The organism is Euzebya tangerina (assembly GCF_003074135.1).
In the GTDB taxonomy this organism is placed as follows: domain Bacteria; phylum Actinomycetota; class Nitriliruptoria; order Euzebyales; family Euzebyaceae; genus Euzebya; species Euzebya tangerina.
In genome coordinates, this window is sequence record NZ_PPDK01000001.1 from 3006089 (window position 1) to 3022327 (window position 16239).

At 70.2% G+C, this 16239-nt stretch carries 15 protein-coding genes; 7 read left to right on the forward strand and 8 right to left on the reverse strand.

The window, feature by feature from the left end; translation table 11 throughout:
• Window positions 1-35: 35 nt before the first annotated feature.
• On the reverse strand, window positions 36-1268 hold the full coding sequence (gene serB, locus C1746_RS13970; RefSeq protein WP_205711855.1) for a phosphoserine phosphatase SerB: 1233 nt from the start codon (window positions 1266-1268) through the stop codon (window positions 36-38).
• A gap of 25 nt (window positions 1269-1293) precedes the next feature.
• On the opposite strand from serB, the gene C1746_RS13975 reads away from it, so the two are divergent.
• Window positions 1294-1827 carry a hypothetical protein gene (locus C1746_RS13975; RefSeq protein WP_116715157.1) on the forward strand — a complete coding sequence of 178 codons (534 nt, stop codon included), beginning with the start codon at window positions 1294-1296 and terminating at the stop codon, window positions 1825-1827.
• Between the two features lie 49 nt (window positions 1828-1876).
• On the opposite strand, the gene C1746_RS13980 is transcribed toward C1746_RS13975, so the two are convergent.
• On the reverse strand, window positions 1877-2212 hold the full coding sequence (locus C1746_RS13980; protein ID WP_162867748.1) for a DUF4333 domain-containing protein: 336 nt from the start codon (window positions 2210-2212) through the stop codon (window positions 1877-1879).
• 37 nt (window positions 2213-2249) lie between these two features.
• On the opposite strand from C1746_RS13980, the gene C1746_RS13985 reads away from it, so the two are divergent.
• The gene (locus C1746_RS13985) at window positions 2250-3428 is read left to right on the forward strand and encodes a MarP family serine protease (protein ID WP_162867749.1); all 1179 of its coding nucleotides are present in this window, start codon (window positions 2250-2252) and stop codon (window positions 3426-3428) included.
• 9 nt (window positions 3429-3437) lie between these two features.
• Here C1746_RS13985 and C1746_RS13990 read toward each other — a convergent pair whose 3' ends face one another.
• Window positions 3438-4790, reverse strand: a complete 1353-nt coding sequence (locus C1746_RS13990) for a class II 3-deoxy-7-phosphoheptulonate synthase (RefSeq protein WP_116715725.1) — start codon at window positions 4788-4790, stop codon at window positions 3438-3440.
• Between the two features lie 75 nt (window positions 4791-4865).
• On the opposite strand from C1746_RS13990, the gene C1746_RS13995 reads away from it, so the two are divergent.
• A complete protein-coding gene (locus C1746_RS13995) occupies window positions 4866-5627 on the forward strand; it encodes an SDR family NAD(P)-dependent oxidoreductase (protein ID WP_116715159.1) in 762 nt (253 codons plus the stop codon).
• A 4-nt stretch (window positions 5628-5631) separates the two neighbouring features.
• Here the strand turns inward: C1746_RS13995 and pruA are convergent, their stop codons facing one another.
• Together pruA and C1746_RS14005 are read right to left on the reverse strand one after the other, a co-directional pair.
• A complete protein-coding gene (pruA, locus tag C1746_RS14000) occupies window positions 5632-7296 on the reverse strand; it encodes an L-glutamate gamma-semialdehyde dehydrogenase (RefSeq protein WP_116715160.1) in 1665 nt (554 codons plus the stop codon).
• Between the two features lie 43 nt (window positions 7297-7339).
• Window positions 7340-7726: a hypothetical protein gene (locus tag C1746_RS14005; RefSeq protein WP_116715161.1), complete on the reverse strand. Its 387-nt coding sequence runs from the start codon at window positions 7724-7726 to the stop codon at window positions 7340-7342.
• 102 nt (window positions 7727-7828) lie between these two features.
• Here C1746_RS14005 and mutM point away from each other — a divergent pair, with 102 nt between their 5' ends.
• Window positions 7829-8662, forward strand: a complete 834-nt coding sequence (mutM, locus tag C1746_RS14010) for a bifunctional DNA-formamidopyrimidine glycosylase/DNA-(apurinic or apyrimidinic site) lyase (RefSeq protein WP_116715162.1) — start codon at window positions 7829-7831, stop codon at window positions 8660-8662.
• 12 nt (window positions 8663-8674) lie between these two features.
• Here the strand turns inward: mutM and C1746_RS14015 are convergent, their stop codons facing one another.
• Window positions 8675-9223 (reverse strand): ClpP family protease, encoded by a 549-nt coding sequence (locus C1746_RS14015; protein WP_116715726.1) that lies wholly within the window; start codon window positions 9221-9223, stop codon window positions 8675-8677.
• A 243-nt stretch (window positions 9224-9466) separates the two neighbouring features.
• On the opposite strand from C1746_RS14015, the gene C1746_RS14020 reads away from it, so the two are divergent.
• Window positions 9467-9712 (forward strand): helix-turn-helix domain-containing protein, encoded by a 246-nt coding sequence (locus tag C1746_RS14020; RefSeq protein ID WP_116715163.1) that lies wholly within the window; start codon window positions 9467-9469, stop codon window positions 9710-9712.
• A gap of 24 nt (window positions 9713-9736) precedes the next feature.
• Here C1746_RS14020 and C1746_RS14025 read toward each other — a convergent pair whose 3' ends face one another.
• Window positions 9737-11482, reverse strand: a complete 1746-nt coding sequence (locus C1746_RS14025; RefSeq protein ID WP_116715164.1) for an RNA polymerase sigma factor — start codon at window positions 11480-11482, stop codon at window positions 9737-9739.
• A 141-nt stretch (window positions 11483-11623) separates the two neighbouring features.
• Window positions 11624-13306, reverse strand: coding sequence for an L-aspartate oxidase (locus C1746_RS14030; protein WP_116715165.1), 1683 nt, complete (start codon window positions 13304-13306; stop codon window positions 11624-11626).
• A 104-nt stretch (window positions 13307-13410) separates the two neighbouring features.
• Here C1746_RS14030 and ftsH point away from each other — a divergent pair, with 104 nt between their 5' ends.
• Together ftsH and npdG are read left to right on the forward strand one after the other, a co-directional pair.
• Window positions 13411-15495, forward strand: a complete 2085-nt coding sequence (gene ftsH / locus C1746_RS14035) for an ATP-dependent zinc metalloprotease FtsH (RefSeq protein ID WP_205711856.1) — start codon at window positions 13411-13413, stop codon at window positions 15493-15495.
• 18 nt (window positions 15496-15513) lie between these two features.
• Window positions 15514-16164 carry an NADPH-dependent F420 reductase gene (npdG, locus tag C1746_RS14040; protein WP_162867750.1) on the forward strand — a complete coding sequence of 217 codons (651 nt, stop codon included), beginning with the start codon at window positions 15514-15516 and terminating at the stop codon, window positions 16162-16164.
• Window positions 16165-16239: the final 75 nt, after the last annotated feature.

Here is a 16239-nt window from a genome sequence, read left to right on the forward strand (position 1 = left end):
CCGTCCGGGCCGCCACCTGCCGCTCGACGGGTTCGCTACGCCTCGGGGACGGCGGGGGGTTCCGGGAGGTCGATGTCCGGGTCGTCGGCGTCCGCCCGTTCGATCTCCTCACGGGTCAGGCCCAGCATGAACAGCACCGCGTCGAGGTAGGGGACATTGACCGCCACCTCGGCCTGCTCCTGCACGACCGGCTTGGCGTTGAAGGCGATGCCGAGCCCCGCAGCGGACAGCATGTCCAGATCGTTGGCCCCGTCGCCCACCGCAACGGTCTGGGACAGGGGAACCCCAGCCTCCACCGCGACCGACTCGAGCAGCTTGGCCTTGGCCCGGCGGTCCACGATCGGGCCGACCAGCCGGCCGGTGAGCCGGCCGTCCTCCACCTCCAGGGTGTTGGCGTAGGTGTAGTCCACACCGAGCTCCCGAGCCAACGGATCGGTGATGGCGTCGAACCCTCCAGAGACCATCGCGGTCACGTAGCCGAGCCGGGACAACGTCCGCAGGATCGTTCGGGCCCCGGGCATCAGGCGCAGGTCCCGTCGGACGTCGTCCAACGCCTCCGCCGGGCAGCCCTCCAGCAGGGCGACGCGGGTCCGCAGGGACTCCTCGAAGTCCAGCTCGCCGGCCATGGCTCGAGCGGTCACGGCCTGCACCTCGCCGGCACAGCCGGTGTGCTCCGCCAGCATCTCGATGACCTCGCCGTCCACCAGCGTGGAGTCGACGTCGAAGACGATCAGGCGCTTGGCACGTCGATACAGGCCGGCACGCTGGACCGCCACGTCGACCCGAGCGGCTGCGGCGACCGGTCCGATGACCCGATTGAGCTCCTGGGTGTCAGCGACCCCGCTGACCAGCAGCTCGAACGACAGCACCGGGTACCTGGACAGCCGCTCGATGCGGTCGATGTTGCCCCCCACTGCGGCGATCTGGGCGGTGATGTCAGCGATGGCCTGGGGGCGCAGCGGCTGGCCCAGGATGTTGACGTGGTGCATCTGCTGCGGGTCACGGTGCGATCGGCGATGCCGCGCCACCTGCTCCAGCTCGCAGGTCACGCCCTTCGCCGCACCGATGGCCGCGATCCGGGTGCGGAGCGGCTCGATGTCGGCCGGCGGAACCGCCAGGATGCCCAGGACCAGGCGGTCTTGGATGACGACCTGCTCCATGTCGAGGATCCGTGCCTCGGCGTCTGCGAGCGCCGCACAGAGTTCGGTGGTCAGGCCAGGGCGGTCACGGCCAGTTACGGTGATCAGCAGGGCTGCGGCATTGTCCACGGTCCTCTAGGGTGCCGGTCGGCCCATGGATCGCATCCCCAAACCGGCAGAACTCCTTGCGGCGCGGCCCGCGTGCGTGGAGCTGTTCGAGACCCTGCAGCGCTGGTTCGACGTGCCCGAGACGCTGCCACTCAGCCTGGCCGACATCGACAGCGGCAACCGCGAACTGGTCGACGTCCAGTACGTCATGGGACTGGCGATGCGCAAGCTGCAGGCGTTCCACCTGTTGACGTCCAGCCGCGTGGCGACGACCAGCGACGTGGTGCTGACGATCGCGCAGGACCTGGAACGCGCCCTGCAGCAGGCCCCTCGCGCCCGGCTCCGTCGCGAGGCTGCCAAGACCGACTGGGACGCCGAGCTTGCAGCCTTGGATGGTCTCGCGACCGCGGACGACGACGTGCCTGCGACAACCGGGCCCCTCGACGAGGAGGACGAGACGGGCTCCGTGGAGCTGCTCGACGCGGAGAGCCGGTCCTTCCGCGAGGCGCACAAGCTGATCCGGGCCGCCGCGCAGGCGGTCCTGCGCGCCTCAGACGGCCGGATCAAGCGGCTGGAGTAGCCTCCGCCCGCACCTGAGCCCGCCGCTCGGCGCTGACCAGAGGGACGGCTCACCTCGGTGTCGGAGGTGCGGCGACGTCTGTCAGCTCCCACTCGACACTCCCCTCCGCATCCACCTGTTGGACCTCAATCGTCCCGACTGACCCATCGGTTGCCCGGGCCCGGCAGACGAAGACCGTTCCGGCCTCCGGCTGGACTCCCCGGGGGCACTCCACCGCGCTGATGTCGATCCCCTCGGCCTGCGCCTCCAGACCGGCCTCGATCTCCGACTCGAGCTGCTCGGTGTCCAGCCCGCCGAACGACAGCGACACATCGCCGCAGCCGCCGAGCAGAACACCGACCGCGATGCACGCCAGCCCCCTCGCCAGACCGACCAGTCGTCCCATCGGTCCCCATCCTTCCACGGCGACATACTGGCCCGGAGTGAACATCATCGACCTCGTGCTCGGCGTGCTGCTGCTGGGTGCCGCGATCCGCGGGTGGCGGCAAGGAGCGCTCAGCCAGGTGTTCGCCTTCGGCGGGGCAGCCGTCGGCCTGGTCCTCGGCGGGATGGTCGCGCCGAGCGTCGCCGCCCAGTTCGTCGATCGGCCAGGCGTGGCGTTGTCGCTGGCGACCTTCGCCATCCTGATCGCGGCGATCCTCGCCGGGCAGGCGCTCGGCTTCTACCTGGGCTACCGGCTGCGGACGGCCGCCGAGTCGAAGGGGGTGGGCGTCGCGGACTCGTTGGCCGGGATCGTCGTGGGGCTCTCCACGCTGGTGGTGACCCTGTGGATCGCCGCGTCGGTCCTGGCCAACGGACCCTCGGCGCCGATCGCCCGGGTGATCCAGGGTTCGACGATCCTCGCCCAGATCGACGACACCCTCCCGCCACCGCCGGACATCTTCGGTCGCGTCGCCTCGTTCCTGGACACCCAGGGCTTCCCCCAGGTGTTCGCCGGTCTGGGGGGCTCGACCGCGCCGCCGGTCGACCCACCCGCGGGCGAGCTCGTCGGCGCAGCGGCGGCGGCCGGAACGCCAGCCACCGTGCAGATCGAGGCGCGAGGGTGCGGCGGTGTGTCGGCCGGCAGCGGCGTGGCGGTCCAGCCGGGCTTCATCGTCACCAACGCCCACGTCGTCGCCGGGACCGGTCAGGTGTCGGTCCGCGACGCCGGGGGAACCCACGATGCCATCGCGATCCACGTCGACCCGGCCTTGGACCTGGCGGTCATCAGCTCTCCCACTGCCACGGCCACGCCGTTGCCGTGGGCCACGGTCCCGGCGGACCGGGGGACCAGCGGGGCCAGTCTCGGCTTCCCCGGTGGTAGTCGTGACCTGAACGTGCTGCCGGCAGCGGTCCGGGGCCGAGAGGAGGCGATCGGGCGTGACATCTACGGCGGATCGCTCACCACCCGCGAGGTGTTGACGCTGGAGGCCCCCGTCCGGCCGGGCGACTCCGGAGGGCCGTTCGTCAACGCGGCGGGTGAGATCGCCGGGATCGTCTTCGCCGCCTCCACCACCGACCCAGGCGTCGGGTTCGCCCTGACTGCGGAGCGCGTCCGACCGGACGTGGACGCCGCCATCGCCCGCAACGCACCGGCGTCAACGGGAGCCTGCCGGTTCTAGCCGACCGGCCTACCCGCGCAACATCTCCGCGACCTGGAAGGCCAGCTCCAGCGACTGCTCGTTGTTCAGGCGGGGGTCGCAGGCCGTCTCGTACCGCTGGGGCAGGTCGAGGTCGGCGATGCGCTGGTCACCACCCAGGCACTCGGTCACGTTCTCGCCCGTCAGCTCCATGTGCACGCCACCGGGGACGGTGCCGGCCGCCTTGCTGGCCGCGAAGAAGCCGGAGATCTCGCCGAACACGTCCTCGACCCGACGGGTCTTGTACCCCGACTCCGACGTGATGGTGTTGCCGTGGCAGGGGTCGGTGATCCACACGACGTTGCGCTCGGCGTCCCGAGTCGCCTCCAGCAGCGGCGGCAGGACATCGGCCACCCGGTCGACGCCCATCCGGCTGATCAGGGTCAGCCGTCCCGGGATGTTGCCCGGGTTCAGCACCTCGCACAGCTGCAGCAGCTCGGACGGCGTCATGGTGGGGCCGACCTTGCACCCGATCGGGTTGTGGACACCGGAGAGGAAGTGGACGTGGGCGTGGTCCAGCTGCCGGGTCCGCTCGCCGATCCACAGCATGTGGGCGCTGCAGTCATACCAGTCACCGGTCAGGGAGTCCTGCCGGGTCATCGCCTGCTCGTAGTCCAGCAGCAGCGCCTCGTGGGAGGTGAAGAAGTCAACCGTGTTGAAGGTCGGGTCGGCATCGGTCCGAATGCCGATGGCCTCGAGGAACGCCAGGGCCCGCTCGATCTCCTCGGCCATCTGGTCGTAGCGCTTGCCCTCCGGGGACTCGGCCACGAACTCCTGGTTCCAGGCGTGCACCCGACGGAGGTCGGCGAAGCCCCCACGGGTGAACGCTCGGAGGAGGTTCAGGGTCGAGGCGGAGTGGTGGTACATCCGCTCCAGCCGGTCAGGGTCGGGGACCCGGTTCTCCGGCGTTGCCGCCAGCCCGTTGACGGCATCGCCCTTGTAGGAGGCCATCTCGACGCCGTCAACCGTCTCGGTCGGTTCCGACCGCGGCTTGGCCATCTGCCCGGCGATGCGCCCGACCTTGACGATCGGCATCGAGGCGCCGTAGGTCAGGACGATCGCCATCTGCAGCAGCACCTTCAGCTTGTCCCGCGTGATGTCGGCCCCACCCGCGTCGAACGTCTCCGCGCAGTCGCCGCCCTGGAGGAGGAAGGCCTCGCCGCGGGAGACGCGCGCCAACTGCTCGGTCAGGTCACGGGCCTCGCCGGCGAACACCAGCGGTGGCAGCCCCGAGATCCGGTTGAGCACCCGCTTCAGGTGGTCGGGGTCGGGATACGTCGGCAACTGCTTCGCCGGTAGGTCCTGCCAGGAGGACGGCGTCCAACGCGTGGTGAGGGTGCTCATGGTGGAGGCCATGGTCCCACCTGCCCTCGTGGGCTGCAAAGCAGCGGCGACACGCCCCTGTGTAGGGTGAGCGACATGCAGATCAGCGACGCCGTAGCCATCGTGACCGGAGGGGCTTCCGGTCTGGGCCGCGCGACCGCCCAGATGATCATCGACGCCGGTGGTCGGGTCGTGCTGCTGGACCTGTCCTCCTCCGAGGGCTCGTCCGTGGCAGCGCAGATGGGCGAGCGGGCCACCTTCGTCCCCACCGACGTGACGGACGCCGACGCGGTGGCCGAGGCGGTGGCCACCGCCACCTCGCTCGGACCCCTACGCATCGCCGTCAACTGCGCTGGGATCGGTGGGGCCGCGAAGGTGGTCGGCCGTGAAGGGGCGATGCCACTGGAGCACTTCACCCGCATCGTGACCGTGAACCTGATCGGCACGTTCAACGTGATCCGGCTGGCGGCCGAGGCCATGATCGCTGGCGACGTCGTCGGGGAGGAGCGCGGCGTCATCATCAACACCGCCTCGATCGCGGCCTACGACGGGCAGATCGGCCAGTCCGCCTACGCCGCCTCCAAGGGCGGGATCGTCGGCATGACCCTCCCGCTGGCCAGGGATCTCGCCCGCGAACTCGTGCGCGTGGTGACGATCGCGCCGGGGCTGTTCGAGACGCCCCTGCTGGCCGGGCTGCCAGAGCCCGCGCGGGAGGCCCTGGCCGAGACGATCCCGATGCCCGCCCGGCTGGGCCAACCGGAGGAGTTCGCCAACCTGGCCAGCCAGATCATCGCCAACACGATGCTGAACGGCGAAGTGATCCGCCTGGACGGGGCACTCAGGATGGCGCCGAAGTAGCCGATCAGCCCTGGTGGGGGTAGCGCCAGTCCGTCGGCGGCACGAAGCTCTCCTTGATCGAGCGGGAGCTGACCCAGCGCTGCAGGTTCTGGGGTGCCCCCGCCTTGTCGTTGGTGCCCGAGGCCCGAGCGCCGCCGAACGGCTGCTGCCCGACCACCGCGCCCGTCGGCTTGTCATTGAGGTAGAAGTTGCCGGCCGCATGCCGCAGGCCCGCCTGCGCCACGTCCAGTGCACGCCGGTCGGTGGCGAACACCGCGCCGGTCAGCGCGTAGGGGCTCGTGGTGTCGACCAGGTCGACCACCTCCGCCCAGGTGGTGTCGTCGAACGAGCTGTCGTCGTAGGGGAAGACGGTCAGCACCGGCCCGAACAGCTCGGTGACCATCGTATGGCTGCGCGGGTCGTCGGTCACCAGCACCGTCGGGTCCACGAACCAGCCCTGGGTGCGGTCCGAGTCGCCGCCGACCAGCACCTCAGCACCAGCGTCCCCAGCCTTGGCGATCGCGCCGCTGACCCGCTCGAACGCCACCTCATCGATCACGGCACCGCAGAAGGTCGAGAGGTCACCCACGTCCCCCACGGTGATCTCGCTGGCCATCCCCGCCAGGTCGTCACGGAGACTGGACCACAGCGACGCCGGCACGTAGGCCCGGCTGGCCGCTGAGCACTTCTGGCCCTGGTACTCAAACGCCCCCCGCCCGAGGCCCACCACAACCGCCGCCGGATCCGCGGACGGATGGACCAGCACGAAGTCCTTCCCGCCGGTCTCCCCGACGATCCGGGGGTAGGACCGATAGCTGTCGATCCGGTCGGCCGTCTTGCGCCACAGTTGACGGAACACGGCCGTCGATCCGGTGTAGTGCAGTCCGGCGAAGGCCGGATGGGCCATGGCGACGTCGCTGACCAACGCCCCATCGCCGTGCACCAGATTGATCACGCCGTCCGGCAGGCCAGCGGCCCGCAGCAGGTCCATCGTCATCTGGGCGGCGAACGCCTGCTTCTCCGATGGCTTCCAGATCACGACGTTGCCCATCATCGCCGGGGCCGTCGGCAGGTTCCCCGCGATCGCGGTGAAGTTGAAGGGCGTGAGCGCCAGTACGAACCCCTCGAGCGGGCGGTGGTCCGTCCGGTTCCACACCCCGGGGGAGGAGGTGGGCTGCTCGGCGTGGATCTGCTCGGCGAAGGCGCAGTTGAAGCGGAGGAAGTCGATGAGCTCACAGGCCGCGTCGATCTCGGCCTGGTGGACCGACTTGGATTGCCCCAGGATCGTGGCGGCGTTCACTCGGCTGCGCCAGGGACCGCTGAGCAGGTCGGCAGCCCGCAGGAAGACGGCCAGGCGGTCGTGCAGCGGCGTGGCCGCCCACTCCTCGGCGACACCGAGTGCGGCGTCGATGGCGGCTTCGACGTGCGGCTCGGAGGCGGCGAAGACGGTCGCCAGGTGGAGAGCGTGGTCGTGCGGAGCTCGAACCTCGAAGGTGTCCTGCGAGCGGACATCGTCAGCACCGATGCGCATGGGCGCCTCGATCGGCGCGGCGGCCCGTTGGTCGGCGATCGTCGCCGCCAGGGTCTCACGCTCCGTGCTGCCGGGTGCGTATCCCTGGATGGGCTCATTGACCGGCGTGGGGACGGCGAAGCCGCCGGTGGCGGAGAGCTGACTTGCTGAAGTGGTCATGGCAGCACACTAGTACGTGCTGCCGGCGTGTGACCCCGAGGGATCAGATGGGTTCCATCGCGCACACCTGCACGGCCGCAACGGCCGCGTCGGTGGCGCGCTGGAGCCGGTCGATGAGGACCGCCCGGACGAGGTACTCGACCTGCAGGGAGATGTCGGCGACGCCGCGCTGCTCGGTTCGAGTGAGGATCTGTGCGTGCAGGAACTGCAGCTCCTCGAGGGGCTCCTGGATCGCCTCGGGGGCGTCGGCTACGGCGTTGAGCAGGTCCGACCAGCGGCAGATCGTCTCGAGTTCGACCGACATGCTCGTCTCGTGCCCGCCGATCTTGTTCAACCGGTGCTGGAGGTCGCTGCACGTATCCCGTAGGAACATGATGGACCATGCCGGAACGGTCGCGACGGTGGTCTTGGTGCGCTCGTGGAGTTGCATGGTTCTCTCATTACTCTCGGTGATTTGGCTGTCGTGAGAGTAATCGGCAGCATGGTCGATTTTCTTGACCAAAAAGGTGCGAAGAACTAGACAATGTTGCCCATGCCGGAACTGCCAGAGGTTGAGAGCGTCCGTCGGCAGCTGGCCCCCCGTCTCGTTGGCTGCCGCATCGACGCGGTGTGGGCCGACCCGAAGATGCCGCGCTACATCCGCCCGGCGGAGGCGGCGCAGACCACGGTCCACGACCTCGTCCGGCGCGGCAAGTACCTGATCGCGGATCTCGGTGCGCCGCATCAGGAGGCGGGTCTGCAGTTGATCCTGCACCTGGGCATGACGGGCGTGCTTCGCTGGCGCGGCGAGGACGGCTGGGACGGCGACGACTACGTCCGGGCCACCTTCGCGGTGACGACACGGGAGGGACGCCAGGCCCATCTGGACTTCCGCGACGTCCGCCGCTTCGGCACCCTCGCCGTGGTTCCGGAGGGCGTGTACGACGAGTTGCCGACATTGGCATCACTCGGCCCCGAGCCACTGTCCGACGCCTTCGACCGAGCCGACTTCGCTGCCGCGCTGCACCAGACCGGCCAGCAGGTCAAGCCCTTCCTGCTGTCCCAGCGCCCCGTGGCCGGAGTCGGCAACATCTACGCCGACGAGGCGCTGTGGCGTGCCCGGATCCACCCGACGTCCCGGCGCGTGGGTCGAGCCCGCGCCAACCGACTGCACCAAGCCATCGTCGATGTGCTGGCCGAGTCCGTCGAGCGCGAGGGCACGACCTTCAGCGACTACCAGATGGTCAACGGCGAGTCAGGACGCAACGCCGACTACCTGGTGGCCTACGGTCAGGAGGACCGTCCGTGTCCCCGCTGCGGCACGCCGATGCGAAAGACCGTCGTCGGGGGTCGAGGCACCACGTACTGCCCGCGGTGCCAGCGCTGATCTCTGACAGGCTCAGAGGCCGCCGGTGGTGCGGACCTCATCGATTAGGCCGTACTCCACAGCCTCCTCGGCGCTGAGCCAGAAGTCACGCAGCGTGTCCTTGGCGACCTGCTCCAGTGGCTTTCCGGACCGCTCAGCCAGGATCTCGTTGATGCGTTCCCGCAGGAACGTCATCTGCTGGGCCTGGATCTGGATGTCGGAGGCCTGACCGCGGGCACCGCCCAGCGGCTGGTGGATCATCACCCGCGCGTTGGGGGTTGCTGACCGGGTACCGGTACCCGTGGCCAGCAGGAACGCGCCGGCGGAGGCCGCCATCCCGACGCACACCGTGTTGACCTTCGCCGAGATCAGGTTCATGACGTCATACATCGCGAACATGCCGCTGATCACGCCACCCGGCGAGTTGATGTACATCGTGATGTCGTCGTCGGACTCGGCACCAAGCGCGAGCAGCTGGGCGACGATCTCGTCGGCCTTGGTCTCCTCGATGGCTCCACGGAGGTACAGCACCCGGTTGTCGTAGAGCTTGCGGAACGGGTTCTGCTGCAGTGCCGCCGCAATGGCACCGGCGTCTTCCTGGCCCGGCGTCTCCTCTTCGTCATCGAAGCGGGGCAGTCCGAGGTTGGAGTACCGCTTGGAGTACGTGGTCACGTGGTTGCTCCTGAGGTTGCACGCCGTCGCGTTGGACCCGGCTGTGGCGTGTGGTTATCGTTGCGAGGCGCTCAGGGTAGTGGCCTGCCTGGCGTCCTGCCGGTCGGGCCGAGGGCGCTGCTGACGGCAGCGTGGAGTCCGGGAGGACAACAGATGGAACAGGGGCCGCCAGCGTCGCGGACGCTGGACCGCGGCATCCGAGTCGTGGAAGCCATTGCGGCTGCCGGAGACGGCGCCACGGTTGCGGAGCTGTCCCGTTTCACCGGTCTGGACCGGGCCGTCATCGCGCGCCTGCTCGACACGCTGTCGGACCGTTGCTGGCTGGTCCGCGGGCCGGGGGACCAGCGGTACCGGCTCGGGCCAACGCTCCTCGCGCTGGTCGGGTCCGATCCGACCTGAGCGCCAACCGACGAGGGGACGCTCCTACGGCAGGCCGAGCACGAGGATGGCCACGATGAGTCCGCCCGCGATCCCGACGATGGCCGGGAGCACCCAGGTGGTCAGCGCAGATGGTCCGCCACGGGTGGCATCGATGACCGGGTCCTCACCCTCGACGTAGCCCCCATACTCGTCGTACTCGTCGACGTCGATGGTCCCGCTCTCCGGCTGGGCAAACGCCGGTCCCTCGTCTGAGGTGCCCTCCAGCGTCCCGAGGGCCGCGTACGGATCACCACCCGGCGTCGTCGGCTCCGCGTCGTCGAGTTCGGCGAACGGGTCGTCCTCCTCACCCTCGGCCAGGATGTCGGACAGCCGGAGCTCTGCCGTCGAACCCGGGTCGGGCCGCCAATCGCCAGCATCGTCGTCGGTCTCGGCGAACAGGTCCTCGCTGTCATCTGCCCGTGCATCTGCCGGGGCCTCGGTGAACAGCCCGCGGTCGTCGGCGCCGATCTCATCGCCGAAGCCGGCCGCGACCAGCTCCTCCTCGGTCAGCTCCGTCGTCGCGGCGGGGGCCGTGGCCGCGTCATCGGCGCCGGCATCCGCTGGCCTGAAGGGATCGTCGCCGGTAACGGCGGACGGCTCGGGCGTGGCATCAGCGCCGTGATCGTCCAAGGCCGGAAGCGGGCCCGTGGCACCGAGGGCGTCGAAGGGATCACTGTCCTCCGGGCCGGTCACCGCGGCCGCCTCGGCCGCGAGACTGTCGGCGGCAAGATCCGGGTCGGCCTCGTCGTCGGCTGAGCGGTCATCGGTCAGGAGATCGTCGGCCTCGGCATCGCCCGGTGGTTCGGCGACCGTGGGGTCCTCTGCCGGGTGGCTGGCGCCCTGGGCATCGGCCGCGCCGTCACCGGAGTCCGCGACGACACTCGAGGGCTCGGCGATCTCGGTCACGGGGCCGGCCGGATCAGCCGCCGTCTCGCCGGCCTCGGGGGAGGTGTCCGCACCAGCGACCGCCGGGGGCGCGGTTGCTGGAAGCTGGCCCGGCTGGGAACTGAGGACGGTGACCAGGATGCGCTGCCCCATGTCCGGCGTTGCCGGAAGACCCTCGATGCGCCGTCGGCCGCGGCGCGTGGCCCGCGACTTGGCCGCACAGCCGGGACGCTCCTCGATGGCGGTCGCCACATCGGCGTGCTCACGTGCCGAGGCGACGCCCAGGCACCAATCACCGATCTTGTCCAGATCGTCGCAGCCGTCCTCGTGCAGCGCAGCGCGGTCGCCGGTGGAGTTCTCCGGCCCCGCCAGCGCCATCAGCGCTCGCGTGAGGGCGTCGGCCGACCCGGGCTCCTGTCCGGTCGTCGGCACACCCTTGTCGTGGGCCAGGAGCAGGGCGCGGCGCTCATCCTCGGCCAACTCGGCGATGGCTCGCTCGGCGGCGTCCAGGAAGCGGACGTCGGGGGCGGGCAGGTCGGGCAACAGGCCGGCGGCGGACGGCGAGGCCGGCGCGGTGCCGCTCTCCCGTAGACTCTCCACGCCCATTGCCCAGGTCTGACGGCGGACCCACCCCTCCAGCGGTCCGGAGGTCGGCGGGTCGGTCCACAGGCTGCCGAAGACCTTCAGCAACAGCGCCTCGACGGCGTCCGCTCCGCTCATCAGGCGTCTGGCGACGGCGTGGGCCGCGGGCACGGCGCGGTGGTAGGCCTCCGCCAGGGCGAGGGGGTGCCCAACGGCGAGGGCGTCCAGGATGACGCTTTCGTGGGCGCGCCTGAAGTCAAGAGCATCGGTTGGCTGAGGCATGGCTCCACGCTAGTGCCTGGGCGCGGGAGACTGAGGGATTTTCCCCGTTCAAGCGGGCAGGTGAGCGGGTGTCGTGCCCCTGGTCGCTCGGGCCGAGTCGCCGATCTCCGAGCCGGTGGGATTCTCGATCGGCTGCCCGAGCTACGGCATCGAGCCGGTGAGCCGCACCCGCTGCCGGCGGCCGGCCCAGCCCGGGTCGGGGTCGGGGTAGTCGGTGCGGAAGTGGGACCCGCGTGACTCCTGACGGCGCGCCGCCGCCTCGACGATCGCATTGGCGGCGACCAGCATGTTGGCCACTTCCAGGGCGTCGCGCTGCAGCGGTGGGCGTGGACCACCCCAGGCACTGGTCACCGTCTTGCTGATGTTCTGCAGGGTCTGCCGGGTCGCGGCCAGACCTGCGGCGTCGCGGATCGCGCCCGCGCCGGCGCTCATCGACTTCCGAAGGTCAGAGCGGACCCAACGCAGATAGGGACGCCGGTCGGCGGAGGCGAAGGTCGGCTGGTCCGGGTCGCCGGCGGCATGCTCCTCCGGCAGGGAGCGGGCCATGTCCGTGGCCGCGCGGTGCGCGAACACACACGACTGCGCCAGGCTGTTGCCAGCCATCCGGTTGGCCCCGTGCACCCCCGAGGACGCCACCTCACCGGCGGCGTAGAGCCCCGGCACGGAGGTCCGGCCCCACAGATCCGTGGCCACGCCGCCGATCATGTAGTGCTCGCAGGGCTCGACCGGGACCGGCTCGGCCAACAGGTCGAAGCCGAACCGCTGGGCACCGTCGAGGACCGTCGGGAACTCCTCCTTCATCTGGTGGGGCTCGATCATCCTGGCGTCCAGCCACGCCCCGCCGGGTTGGTCCAGGATGGCCTTGGCCACGACGTGCCGTGGCGCCAGTTCGGCATCTGGGTGCCGGGAGGGCATGAACCGGTTGCCCTCGGCGTCGAGCAGGTGGGCGCCGGCACCGCGAAGTGCCTCCGTCAGCAGGAAGCGCTGGAAGGAGGTCTTGCCGGGCGCCTTGAGCCCCGTCGGGTGGAACTGGACGAACTCGATGTCGTGCAGCGCGGCGCCCACCCGTCCGGCCATGGCGAGCGCGTCGCCGGTGGCACCGTCGCGGTTGGTGGTCGCGGCGTACAGCCCGCCGCACCCGCCGGTTGCCAACATCACGGCCTTGGCCCGAACCAGGATCAGCCCGGGGTCCTGGGCGGGGGTGGCGTGGCCGCCGTCGATGTCATCGAGCAGCATCCAAACCCCGGTGACGGGCGCATCGGGCGCTGAACCCGTCGCCAGCGAGGCGGCCATGCCCTGGAGGCGGATCAGGCGACCCTCCCGCTCGGCGACCTCCACCGCAGCGGTCCGCAGCGACCGGAAGATCTCTGCTCCGGTGGCATCCGCGGCTCGGACCGACCGGCCGACCGTCTGGCCTCCTTCGCGGGCCAGCGCCAGGTCGCCGTCGGACTCGGTGTCGAAGACGGCCCCCCTGGCGCGGAGGTCAGCGACCCGGTCGGGGGTCTCGGCCGCCATGACGGCGACCGACCGTGGGTTGCAGTGGCCGTCGCCGGCCCGTTCGGTGTCCGCCGCGTGGAGGTTGGGCGAGTCGTCGTGGCCGACGGCCGCCGCCAGGCCGCCCTGCGCCAACGGCGTTGACCCGGACTCGCCGACGGCACCCTTGTCGATCAGGACGACCGTGACATCCGGGCGGGCGTCCAGCAGGTCCAGTGCGGTCACCAGTCCGGCGATGCCCGAGCCCACGATCGCCACGTCGACCACCACCTCTGAGCCGCGCCTGATGTGATCGGGGAAGTGGGACGTGCCGGTCTGCGGGGGGCTCATGACGTCCGCGAGCGTATCCGAGGACCTCCAGACGAGGTTCGAAGGCCGCCGCTGGTCAGCAGCACAAGTGGCAAGACCACCGGTTTGCAGCGAGTCTGGGAGGTGTGAACACGTCCTCGCGTAGTCGTCTGCTGACCATCGTCGCGGTCATGGCCCTGCTGTTCATCCTGTTCAGCGGGCTCGGCACGACCAACACGGGTGACGAGCTGACCTACACCCAGTTCCGCGAGGCTGTGACCGATGGGCGTGTCGAGTCGATCGTGTTCACGGGACAGAGCATCACCGGTGAGTACGTCGAGGGGTCGACCGAGGAGGGCGAGGCGAGCACCTTCAGCTCCTTCCTGCCGGTCGAGACCGTCGTCGGGACGGACGGCATCGAGTCCTTCCTCGACGCCAACGACGTGACGATCGAGGCACGCGCCGACGATGGCGGCGTGCTCGGGTTCATCCTGCCCCTGCTGTTCCCGCTGCTGCTGTTCGGCGGGTTCATCTACTTCCTCAACCGGCAGGCTCGCGGCCAGATGGGCGGGCTCGGTCAGATCGGCAAGTCCCAGGCGAAGATCCACAAGACCGACGAGCCGTCGACGACCTTCAACGACATCGCCGGCTACAAGGAGGTCAAGGAGGAGATCAAGGAGGTCGTGCAGTTCCTCCGCGATCCGTCCAAGTTCCGCCAGGCCGGCGCCGAGGTGCCCAAGGGCATGCTGATGGTCGGCCCGCCGGGAACCGGGAAGACGCTGCTGGCGCGGGCCGTGGCCGGTGAAGCGGGTGTTCCGTTCATCTCCGTGACCGGTTCTGACTTCATGGAGATGTTCGTCGGGGTGGGGGCGAGCCGGGTCCGGGACCTGTTCAAGACCGCTCGCGAGAACGCGCCCTCCATCATCTTCATCGACGAGCTGGACTCGATCGGCCGCAAGCGTGGTGCCGGGCTCGGCGGGGGCCACGACGAGCGCGAGCAGACGCTCAACCAGATGCTGGGCGAGATCGACGGGTTCGAGGGCTCGACCGGCGTGGTGATCATGGCGGCCACCAACCGGCCGGACGTGCTCGACAACGCACTGACGCGACCCGGACGGTTCGACCGGCAGATCGTCGTGCCGCTGCCGACGCTGGAGGAGCGCGAGCAGATCCTGCAGATCCACATGCGCGGCAAGCCCATCGCCGCCGATGTCGACCCGCGCACCATGGCCCAGGGGACCCCCGGTATGGCGGGTGCCGACCTGAAGAACCTGGTGAACGAAGCGGCGCTGATCGCCGTGCGCGAAGGCAGTCCCGAGATCCGGATGGACGACTTCGAGCGGGCCCGCGAGCGGCAGACCATCGGTCGTGAGCGCTCCACGCTGGCGCTGTCGGAGGAGGAGAAGGAGTCAGTCGCCTACCACGAAGGTGGACACGCGCTGGCAGCCTTCCTCGAGCCCGAGGCGGACCCCGTCTACAAGGTGACGGTCCTCCCGGTCGGGATGGCGCTCGGGGTCACCACCCAGCTGCCCGTCGACGAGCGGCACATCCACACCCTGTCCTGGCTGGTGGCCAAACTGCGGGTGATGCTGGGCGGACGCGCAGCCGAGCTCGTGGCGCTGGGCCAGCCGACCACCGGCGCCTCCAACGATCTGCTGCAGGCCACCAAGCTGGCACGGGCGATCGTGCGGGACTTCGGCATGACCGACGCGGTCGGACCGGTCGGGTACGGCGACGACCGGCCGGTGTTCCTGGGGGAGGAGCTCGGTCGCGGGGCCGACTACTCCGATGAGTTCGCCCGCAAGATCGATGCCGAGGCCCACCGCATCCTGGCCACCAACCTGGCGGACCTGGTGGAGCGGTTCACCGAGCTGCGTCCGGGGCTGGACCGGATGGCCGAGTTGCTGGTGGCGAAGGAGGCGATCAGCGGCGCCGAGGCGATGGAGGCCGTGCGCGAGGGGCTGCCGCCCCATCTGCAGGAGCAGCTCACCGGCTCGGCCTCCGAGGTCCGGGTGGCCAGCGCCCAGGGCGGGTCGAACGGTCACGCCCCCGTCGGCCTCGGTGTCCCTGCCGGCAGACCGCCGAAGACACCGAGCGGTGACGGCAACGGGCGGGTCGGGCCCGGCGGGCCACCGTCCAACGGACGCGGCGGGTCACCGCGCGGTGGCGGGGCACCTCCGGTGGGCACACCACCTCCGCCGCCGGGCGGCTCGGTCCCCAAACCGCGGTAGTCCGGTAGGCTGCCGTCAGTGATCGGCATCCTCGGAGGGACCGGACCGCAGGGCCAGGGCCTTGCCCTACGACTCACCGTGGCGGGCGAGTCGGTGATGATCGGCTCCCGGACGGCTGCCAAGGCGGAGGCCGTCGCGGCCGAGCTGACGAGCACGCTCGAGGGCGCCGGGACCGTGACCGGCGGCGCGAATCAGACGGTGATGCAGGACTGCCGGACGGTCCTGGTCTGCCTACCGCACGCCGGCGTGGCCGCCACCCTGACCCCGCTGGCCGAGACCGTGAATGGGCACCTGATCATCTCCGTGGTCAATCCCCTCGCCTTCGGGCCTGCAGGCCCACGGCTCGTCGCGGTGGGGGAAGGATCCTCTGCGGCGCAGATCGCCGCGCTGCTGCCGGGTGCGCGCGTCACGACAGGATTCAACAACCTCTCCGCCGTCAACCTGAAGCGCCTGGACCATACCTTCGACGAGGACGTGCTGGTCAGTGGCGACGACAAGGACGCCGTTGCTGAGACGATCCAGCTGGTCGAACGCATCGACGGGATCCGGGGGATCGCCGTGGGGTCCCTCGACCACGCCGCGACCGTGGAGGCCATGACGGCGGTTCTGATCGAGGTCAACCGGCGGTACCGGACCACATCCGGGGTCCGGATCACCGGCCTCTCCTGACCCGGACCAGCGGGGGGAGCGAAGTTCTTACGGAGATCTAACGCCTCCCACGTGTCGGACTCGATGGCCGACCCT

Coding starts and splice junctions, on each gene's coding strand:
- C1746_RS13975 (WP_116715157.1), top strand. CDS start 1,294: ATGGATCGCATCCCCAAACCGGCAGAACTCCTTGCGGCGCGGCCCGCG.
- C1746_RS13980 (WP_162867748.1), bottom strand. CDS start 2,212: ATGGGACGACTGGTCGGTCTGGCGAGGGGGCTGGCGTGCATCGCGGTC.
- C1746_RS13990 (WP_116715725.1), bottom strand. CDS start 4,790: ATGAGCACCCTCACCACGCGTTGGACGCCGTCCTCCTGGCAGGACCTA.
- C1746_RS13995 (WP_116715159.1), top strand. CDS start 4,866: ATGCAGATCAGCGACGCCGTAGCCATCGTGACCGGAGGGGCTTCCGGT.
- pruA (WP_116715160.1), bottom strand. CDS start 7,296: ATGACCACTTCAGCAAGTCAGCTCTCCGCCACCGGCGGCTTCGCCGTC.
- C1746_RS14005 (WP_116715161.1), bottom strand. CDS start 7,726: ATGCAACTCCACGAGCGCACCAAGACCACCGTCGCGACCGTTCCGGCA.
- mutM (WP_116715162.1), top strand. CDS start 7,829: ATGCCGGAACTGCCAGAGGTTGAGAGCGTCCGTCGGCAGCTGGCCCCC.
- C1746_RS14020 (WP_116715163.1), top strand. CDS start 9,467: ATGGAACAGGGGCCGCCAGCGTCGCGGACGCTGGACCGCGGCATCCGA.
- C1746_RS14025 (WP_116715164.1), bottom strand. CDS start 11,482: ATGCCTCAGCCAACCGATGCTCTTGACTTCAGGCGCGCCCACGAAAGC.
- C1746_RS14030 (WP_116715165.1), bottom strand. CDS start 13,306: ATGAGCCCCCCGCAGACCGGCACGTCCCACTTCCCCGATCACATCAGG.